The organism is Crocosphaera sp. Alani8 (assembly GCF_038442745.1).
In the GTDB taxonomy this organism is placed as follows: domain Bacteria; phylum Cyanobacteriota; class Cyanobacteriia; order Cyanobacteriales; family Microcystaceae; genus Crocosphaera.
This window is the reverse complement of record NZ_JARVCN010000151.1, coordinates 1-8,061: the sequence shown is the minus strand read 5'-3', so window position 1 is coordinate 8,061 and position 8,061 is coordinate 1. Positions and strand designations below refer to the sequence as shown.

The following is an 8,061-nucleotide window of genomic DNA, read 5'->3' as shown; positions in this document are numbered from 1 at the left end:
CATTTCATCCCCATGTCTGAAGCCAGGGGCTTTCATGCTCCGATTTTCGGTAAAGATAATGTGGTGTTGCATAGGTTGGTTTGTTAAATTTAATTATGAATGGTGGTGTTTAAGCCGCATCACCGAGCAATTAGGGTAAATTTCCTAGATGTCGGCTGAATCAGACCACAAGAACTCTATTCGGCTAGTGGATAATATTTTACTGACGAGAGATTGATGCTCGACTGTTAAGGATTTACGCCATGCTTGGGCAACTGCTGATGGTTTTGATTTTAGGCTCCCCCATACTGATTCTGTCAATCCTTCTTTAATCTGACTTTCTACTACCTCATTCCAGGGAAGTCGGCAAAAATCGTAAACTTTCTGGGATTGTTCTAAAGGATTTGCAACGATATTTTCGTAGATTAGTAGGTGATAATTAGGATTATTTTTATTTTCTTCATAGATCATCTCGTTATTTAAGCACCAAAACCACATTACTGTTTCAGTAAGATCCATAGAAGACAAATCTCCAACTCGTTCTTGCCATTCAGGATAAACCTGAATCGCTGTTTTCATAATCATTTGATATAGTTCAAATTCTTTATTTAGTTCTTCTGTACTGCAACTAACAAAGAATCGTTTAAGAGCAGAATTGAGATACCCACCAGGATGACGCACAATGTGGAGAATGGGAATTTGGGGATAATTTACGGCTAGGGGATGGACAAACCAGGCGGCAAGTCGATTGATTTTGAAAACCCCACAAGCTTGTTCCAGTTTTGTTTCATCGGCTATCCACCACGGAACTTGCCACTCCCCTTGACGGAATTGTGGCATAACAAGGCGTAGTGCCTGCCGAATTTTTCGTCGAGTTGGAAGAGTTGCAATCCCACTTTTATGGCTCAAAGGATAGATGTGTTGTTTGGGTGTTTCAATGTGGTGATCCCTCTCGCTCATACATAGTTTTGCTTTATTAATGCGAGTCTCCCATTGGCGAAGAACTTCCTCGAGGGAGTCTTTTGAAGACCAAAGGGTACGAACATACTCTAACTGGGAATTTGATACTGCGTCCGGCTCATTACGACAGTGGGTTTTTTCACTGGCATCTAAAATGTCTAACAGCCAGTTAGTACCTGAGCGGCCATGCCCAACAATTAGGACATAGGGAGGGGTATTTAAGGTTATTTCAGTCATAAAAATTTAATTAGTTGAGAACTTTTTGACGGGCTTCGGTAATTTGAGGGTTGCCATCAAATTTGCAGTAGGCGTTGGTCACTTCGTTCATTTCAAGGGTAAGTTGCTTTTGCCATTGTTCTAACCCCAATTTTCTCGATAAAAATTCTAGTAAAACTAGTTTTAGTCCGTACCTTTTAATTCTGAAACTAATGCAATACCACCAGCTTTGCCATGTGAGTTGATGGATTTTTAGAGGGGAGATAGCTAAAGAAGGTAGTCCACTTCGTTCAAATCCTCTTTTATCCAAGAGGCTACCAACTCTTGCTTCGATTAAGCGAATGTCCTCAGAAGATAGTCGATGTTTCCATTGGCTCACCAGTTTGGGATCGGGCAATTGATAATCGGTGGTGTGAATATAATTGAACATCTCGGAATCATAAGATGTGCCAATAAAATTACAAATCTTCGTTAATGTTTCTTCTGGTTTACGGATAAAGTCATCGTAGCGAATTTCTAATTGACGCTCAGGGGGTAATATCGATGCTAATTTATCCCATGTTTCTTCTGAATGAATCCATCGGTCTAAACCTACCCATACATTACCAGCCCAACCCATTTCCTGACTGGAGCGAGCCACATCTCTGGGATCTCTAAGAACATGAATGAATCTAGCATCTTTCCAAATTTCCAACAATCTGTCAAAGTTTTTATGACAAGTTGCTCCAACAATTTCCTTGTTGGTTTGTTGTTTACGTTGTATCAAAAAGCTTTTGATTAGGTCGGGATAATTGAGGGTTTTATCGATTGTAAAACCGTGAGCAGCAAATATCCTGTTAGTGCTTAATTTTTCGTAAAAGTGTTCAAGGTTGGAGCGATCTTTTTCTTCAGTTTCAACAGCGTACTCGAACTCGGAACACCACGCAATGTGAGGATGGTGATCCAGCATTAATCGCAAAAGAGTTGATCCAGAACGCTCTGCTCCCACTATGAAGGTTGTTTGTTCAAGTTCGTTAAATTTCATCATAAGACTATATAGGGTTTCGGTAACTATTTTAAACTATGCACTATTCCAAATTTTTTCGGCTCTACCACAGGAAAAAACAATCTAAAATACTTGAATTGTTTTTCTACGGTAACGCAATAGCATATTTTTTATAAACTTATTAATTCAGTTGAGTTAAAAAGTTTAGATATTGCTGTCCGATTGCTCGCCACGTAAACCTTTGTTCAATGACACAGCGACGGTGGTTGATTGCTTCTGACGTTTTTTGGGAAATGGCTGTTTGAATAGCCTGAATAATTTGAGAGGGTTCCGTTGTGTCCACTAAAATACTAGTATCCTCTAAAATCCATCGAGTAACATCTCGATTATGAGCAACAATGGGTAATCCTGTCGCCAATGCTTCTAGATAAACGTTCCCAAAGGGTTCATCAATACTCAAATGAAGAAAAACATCAGCAATTCTATAAATATCTGGCATTTGCTCGTGGGATAATTTTTTTAAGTGCAATCTTCTCGGCATGAGAGTTTCACCCATTTCTGACACCTGGTGCCTTAGAGGCCCGTCACCACAAATAACCAGATGCCATTCAGGAAGTTGAGCAACAGCTTGAATTCCTTCTAGAATACGTTTGGATGGGATTAATGCGCTTACCATCAATGCAATGGGTACATCATCGGGTAATGCAAATTGGTTTCGAGCAACAGGCTGGGGGGAAAAGGTTTCGGCATTAACTCCATTGGTAATTAAACAAGATGTCCATCGTGCTTTGTTACGCTCAAAATACTCTTGATTAGTACATATCAAACCTTCGCATCCAAACCACTTGTATTCACTGTTATCGCAAATTGCAGGATAATCACTATTTTGTGTCACGAAAACGTGAGCTGGAGAATTTTCCCCCCGTCTAAGCCACCAATTAGTAAAAGGATAGCTACAGGTTAAAGTAAAATCAAAATCTTGCGGATGGTAACGATAGATTAGTTGAGGTAAGAAGGTTAATTCTTCATAAACGTACTCGTTGCGTAGAATGGGGATACGTGGCCATCTTTCAAAGGTCTGACGGTCGATATTGCCCACATGGATAAAATTATAGGGTTCATTAGGGCGAGGATATCCCGAACCAAACAAGGTTACTTCCACGCCGTCAAACCTAGCTAACTCACGACCAATGGATTCTAGAGCGACCTCTGCTCCTCTTTGTACTCGGTGTAAACCTGGCGCAATAATAGCAATTCGCATTTTTACTAGGGTCAGTTAAAGTTGATAGTTTTGAGGATATTTATCTAAAGCTATTTCAGGATAAGCTTGAATTAACTTTTGATTATTTTCGCGATAAAACTCCTTGATATATTGCTTGAGATAGTCTTTGTTGCTTGGATTAGATGAAGCGCGAGCTACCAGTTTACCTGTTAATTCCGCTATTTTTAGAAGTATTTTATTCTGAGCAAAGTTTGATACTCCATTCCTAAATCTCCTTCCTTCTAAATCAACTTCCCCTAAACTAACATTACGAGAGCTTTCTATGTCTTGTTGATTAATATCAACAAAATCATCTCGTGACACTCCTCCACACTGACCTACGGTACAGTGCGGGGCTTCTCGACGGTTAGCTAAAATCTCTTGTAGTTTCGAGATTTCTTGCCAAGGATTTTGCCGAAAGTCCTCAAATAAAAACACATGAACATTTTTAAAAAGCTGTTTGTAGAAACTCACTAATTCGTAATAAAAAAAGTTACTTAGATTTAGTGAAAAGTGATCATAATGAAAATAGAAGGTCTTGATCCTTCGTTGGAAAGAAGATCCAGCCTTTAATTCATTTTTTTGAAAATCTCGATAAGAATAATCTCGAGTAGGGAAATAAACAAAGTCTTGAATTGTTCGGGTCCCTTTTTGGTTTTTAACCCAAGTATTGTACAAAGAGTTGATTAAATCAATTTGTCCTCTCAAGAATAAAATAATATTAGCATCAGGAAAAAGTTCGCTTATCCTTTTGGCAATTACAGATCGATTAATGTAATTAAAGTTAGGGATACCTGATAACATTTCGTCAGATATAAAAAGACGTTCAGCGTTTTGAAACTTTTCTAACTCTTGTCTGATCTCCATTTCGTTATACCTGGCATCATCAGCATATTGAAGTTTATTAAAAGCATGATTTAATTGAGTGTAAGGTCGTGATAAATAAATGGTACCTTTGAGTCTAGGAAACACAAGAGTTTGCAAAAATGTTGTTGCCGTTTTGTGCAGTCCAATATGAATATAAACTTGAGTCATAACATTAGATAGGATAACAAAAGTAAAGAGCAGTAATCATTTTTTTGCTCAACGTTGTATTTCGAACAAATCTTTGGAACTATAACTACGATTCAATGCTTCATCGAAACTATAACGAGGTTCCCACCGCAGTAATTCGTGAGCTAGGGAATTGCTGTATCTGAGGGAGTTAAAACGGGCATAAAGCTTTGCCGGGACTAAAATCCCTGGTAGACGGGCTTTCCCTTCTAACCAAACCTCCCGCACCCACCAAGCTAAATGGGCGATGGTTCTCATGATAAACCAGCTCACAGGGATTAATTGGGGGGGGTTCTCTGTCCGTTTCAGTAGTCCTTCTATGTACTCGTTTTGAGTGGGTAAATTGTCATCGACTACATTAATTGTCCGTCCTTCTGCCGCTTCCGAAGACAAAGCTACGACAATAGCTTCTGCGCAATTTTCAACATAAGACATAGGTAGGATTGCTTTCCCCCCAATTTTTAACCAGCGATTTTCTCCAATTTCTGCCCCTAATAGAGCATGCCAAAGACATTCGCGGCCATAAATCATCCCAGGTCTTAAAATTGTCACCTTTGCTCCATGATCATTTTCAAATTGACGGATTAACTGCTCCTGAATCAATTTGGTTTGAGCGTATTCGTCTCTGTTATCAGGGTTGGCTTCTAGAGGAGTTTCCTCGTCTAAAACAGTGTTGGGTTTGAGGTGGAGATAGTCATAGACGGAAAAGGTACTGGTAAGAATCAGCTTGAAAACTTTAGCTTGAGCCATTCCTGCCAAGAGGTTCTCCGTTGCCATCACTGTGCCTGCAAATTGGTCGTAAAAATCCCCTGCTTTGACTGCTGCGAGGTGGATGACCGCATCGGTGCTTTGTAACACATCTAGCCATCCTTTGGGACTCCTCAAATCCAGTCTCACCCACTCAATATTAGGGTGATTTGACCAGGAAATTTTGTCAACATTGGTCATGGGTCTAACAACGGCTTGAACTGTGTAACCTTGCCTTAGAGCCTCGGCAACTACATATTGACCGAGAAATCCCGATGCACCTGTGATTAAAACTTTCATAGACAATATTTCTCCTGTAATAAAGTATCGATCAAACGATTAGTCCGCTCCATCATCTCGAAGGTAACCGGAAGGGGTTTATTTTCTCGTAGGGCGGTGTAAGTGAGGTGCAGGAAACGCGTTAGTCCTTCGTAGGGGGTTTTCTGCATAATTTTATTGCGGAAGTTGCTGGCACTGGCTCCCATAAATGATACTCCACTTGAAAAATGGTTGATTAAGGGGGTTAGTTGTTTCCCCCCGGAGCGAGGAACCACAGTTCGTACGTAGGGTTGAAAAAGATCTGTCTCTACGTACCCTTTATTTCCTCGGACTTTCACCTCAAAGCATTCTGGCCAAGTGCTATGACTGAACCTTAAGCGAGCATGAACTGAGTCTCCAATCACTAGGGCATCCAGATCATCGTACTTGAATAAATCGCCTCCCCCATGATTACTCCAAACAGCCCCAACACGGTCCACAGATGGTAAATATTGAAGAGCGAGGTAGCACATATGGGTAATCACGTCGTGAATAACCCCTGCGGGCAAACGATGCACAGGGTTAGGTAAGTTTTCGTCAGCAAACCTTCCCCCTTCTCGCACATTAAGCACAACACGGATGTCTACGTCTTGAATTTCACCCAATTCCCCGGACTGAAGTTTTTCGTTGATGGCAAGAATTGGTTCGTTGAATAGATAGTTGTAGTCCTCGATCAGATGGCGATCGCAGGTCTGAGCTAAGTCCCACAGTTCCTTGAATGACTCGTACGTGGGGGTAATCGGCTTTTCACAGATGACGTGAGCCCCTGCTTTAAGACAATCTGTTGCTAAAAATTGGTGGGTATTGGGGGGGGTTAGGATGTGTACCACATGGGGTTTGGCTTTGTCTAGCATTTCTTTATAGTTTGTATAAGCCGCGTCGGCTTCAAATTTTTGAGCGGCGTATTGAGCCGCGGCTGCAGACAAATCACACACTCCCACCAATTGACTTTGCTCTGATTGTTGCAAAAAAGCCAAATGTTCTTTAGAAATGACTCCTGTGCCGATAATTCCCGTTCTTAGTTTTTGTGACATAAATATAGATATCTTTTTTTTAGACTGTTTTATCGTTAATCATCTCCCTATATATTAGGGTTAAGATTAATCCCAGTTCCCTAGAGATGCGCAGAGTTCAAAAGCCCAGCTGTTGCTGACTATGTTTACAATTTGCTTTTGCTCTTCAGATGAGATGCTCTTCTTCCATCTATAAACAACATCAGGATGACTATTGATTATTGCTCCCAACCAAGTTGATCCTGAACGGCCTGTTCCAAAAATTCCTTTTAAAGGAGGATTAATAGTCATAATAAAAAATCGTTATTCCTAGTACATGTCTTAAAACACTATGCTATTCAGAACTTACTCTTAACAGCAGATTTGTATTCAATCAGGGTGGCTGTTTTCCCTTGCCATCGGGTCAACCAATAGGATGCTTGACCGAGCATTTGGGGAAATTTAGAGAGGGTGCAAAAAGAAGCATAGACAAAAGCATGATTCGACATATATCCCCTTTGTTGACTACGATAGCCATAAATTCGCCAAGCTAGAAGAGGATATAGTAACAATATCCCTAAACTAGCTCCTCTGCTAATCATTGCTAGTGTAATGGCAAATAAAGGAAGCAACAACCCCCACAGCCAACCACTACGATGTTCACGCACCATATATTTCTCAGGGGGAGTTCCGTAGTTAGCGACTCCTTCAGCCACAGCCCAACCCCCGCGAATTGATCGCTTCCACCATTGGCGAAAATGAAACATATCCATGTCGTGTAGGGTCATATCTGCATCAAGACGATAAATTTGCCACCCTTGGCGACCGAGACGGATACACATCTCTGGTTCTTCTCCGCAGATTAAGGATGAATTGTAACCCCCAACGGATTGCAGGGCTTCTGTACGAATTAGGGCATCTCCTCCGCAGGCCATAGTCTGACCAACAGGAGTATCCCACTCCATGTCTGCCAATAAATTGTAGGGGGAAGCATCGGGGTAACGCTCTCGTCGTCGGCCACAGACAACGGCCACTTGGGGATGGGTATCTAGAAAAGCCGTTGCTTTGTCTAACCATCCTTCCACTAATTCGCAGTCTCCATCGATAAATTGGATATACTCGGGGGTAGATTCATTTTGGCATAACCAGCGCCATCCGGCGTTGCGGCCTCTGGCTGCGGTAAAGGGGGCGGAGTTATCTAGATAAATTGTCGAAATACTTCTTTTTTCGGCTACCTTGTCACTATCATCCGTTGAACCCGAATCAACATAGACAATTTGATTAGGATTTGAAAGTTGAGCTAGTACGGAATCGAAACAGGTGATTAGGCGATCACCTTCATTGCGGCCAATGACGACTGTTTTTAAGGTACTCATAGTCATTTTAGAAATTAATTTCAATAGGGAAGCGAATGATTGACCCAATCAAAGGAGCTAGGAATAGCTGGTCGAATGGGATATTTCTATCCTATTCGACTATAGCAAGACCTAACAAGAGTGACGACTCCCGACACTGAACGGAGTACCGTTACAGTGCGGGCTTCTCCAAGC

General features: G+C 41.3%; 8 protein-coding genes. All 8 read right to left on the bottom strand.

Annotated features, from left to right (window positions below):
- Nucleotides 1-144: 144 nt before the first annotated feature.
- A complete protein-coding gene (locus tag P9B04_RS10385) occupies nt 145-1,176 on the bottom strand; it encodes a sulfotransferase (RefSeq protein ID WP_342054918.1) in 1,032 nt (343 codons plus the stop codon).
- A gap of 10 nt (nt 1,177-1,186) precedes the next feature.
- Nucleotides 1,187-2,182, bottom strand: a complete 996-nt coding sequence (locus tag P9B04_RS10380) for a sulfotransferase family protein (protein WP_342054917.1) — start codon at nt 2,180-2,182, stop codon at nt 1,187-1,189.
- A 139-nt stretch (nt 2,183-2,321) separates the two neighbouring features.
- The gene (locus tag P9B04_RS10375) at nt 2,322-3,401 is read right to left on the bottom strand and encodes a glycosyltransferase family 4 protein (RefSeq protein WP_342054916.1); all 1,080 of its coding nucleotides are present in this window, start codon (nt 3,399-3,401) and stop codon (nt 2,322-2,324) included.
- Between the two features lie 15 nt (nt 3,402-3,416).
- The gene (locus P9B04_RS10370) at nt 3,417-4,436 is read right to left on the bottom strand and encodes a hypothetical protein (RefSeq protein ID WP_342054915.1); all 1,020 of its coding nucleotides are present in this window, start codon (nt 4,434-4,436) and stop codon (nt 3,417-3,419) included.
- 48 nt (nt 4,437-4,484) lie between these two features.
- Nucleotides 4,485-5,501, bottom strand: a complete 1,017-nt coding sequence (locus tag P9B04_RS10365) for an NAD-dependent epimerase/dehydratase family protein (protein WP_342054914.1) — start codon at nt 5,499-5,501, stop codon at nt 4,485-4,487.
- Nucleotides 5,498-6,553, bottom strand: a complete 1,056-nt coding sequence (locus P9B04_RS10360) for a Gfo/Idh/MocA family protein (protein WP_342054913.1) — start codon at nt 6,551-6,553, stop codon at nt 5,498-5,500. The genes P9B04_RS10365 and P9B04_RS10360 overlap by 4 nt, the downstream gene beginning before the upstream one ends.
- A gap of 66 nt (nt 6,554-6,619) precedes the next feature.
- Complete coding sequence (locus P9B04_RS10355) at nt 6,620-6,823, bottom strand: hypothetical protein (protein WP_342054912.1); 204 nt, start codon at nt 6,821-6,823, stop codon at nt 6,620-6,622.
- A gap of 47 nt (nt 6,824-6,870) precedes the next feature.
- Complete coding sequence (locus tag P9B04_RS10350) at nt 6,871-7,887, bottom strand: glycosyltransferase family 2 protein (protein WP_342054911.1); 1,017 nt, start codon at nt 7,885-7,887, stop codon at nt 6,871-6,873.
- Nucleotides 7,888-8,061 lie beyond the last annotated feature (174 nt).

What these genes read in the sequence shown, in the direction of transcription:
- P9B04_RS10385 (WP_342054918.1), bottom strand. Translation starts at nt 1,176, where the DNA reads ATGACTGAAATAACCTTAAATACCCCTCCCTATGTCCTAATTGTTGGG.
- P9B04_RS10365 (WP_342054914.1), bottom strand. Translation starts at nt 5,501, where the DNA reads ATGAAAGTTTTAATCACAGGTGCATCGGGATTTCTCGGTCAATATGTA.
- P9B04_RS10370 (WP_342054915.1), bottom strand. Translation starts at nt 4,436, where the DNA reads ATGACTCAAGTTTATATTCATATTGGACTGCACAAAACGGCAACAACA.
- P9B04_RS10350 (WP_342054911.1), bottom strand. Translation starts at nt 7,887, where the DNA reads ATGAGTACCTTAAAAACAGTCGTCATTGGCCGCAATGAAGGTGATCGC.
- P9B04_RS10375 (WP_342054916.1), bottom strand. Translation starts at nt 3,401, where the DNA reads ATGCGAATTGCTATTATTGCGCCAGGTTTACACCGAGTACAAAGAGGA.
- P9B04_RS10360 (WP_342054913.1), bottom strand. Translation starts at nt 6,553, where the DNA reads ATGTCACAAAAACTAAGAACGGGAATTATCGGCACAGGAGTCATTTCT.
- P9B04_RS10380 (WP_342054917.1), bottom strand. Translation starts at nt 2,182, where the DNA reads ATGATGAAATTTAACGAACTTGAACAAACAACCTTCATAGTGGGAGCA.
- P9B04_RS10355 (WP_342054912.1), bottom strand. Translation starts at nt 6,823, where the DNA reads ATGACTATTAATCCTCCTTTAAAAGGAATTTTTGGAACAGGCCGTTCA.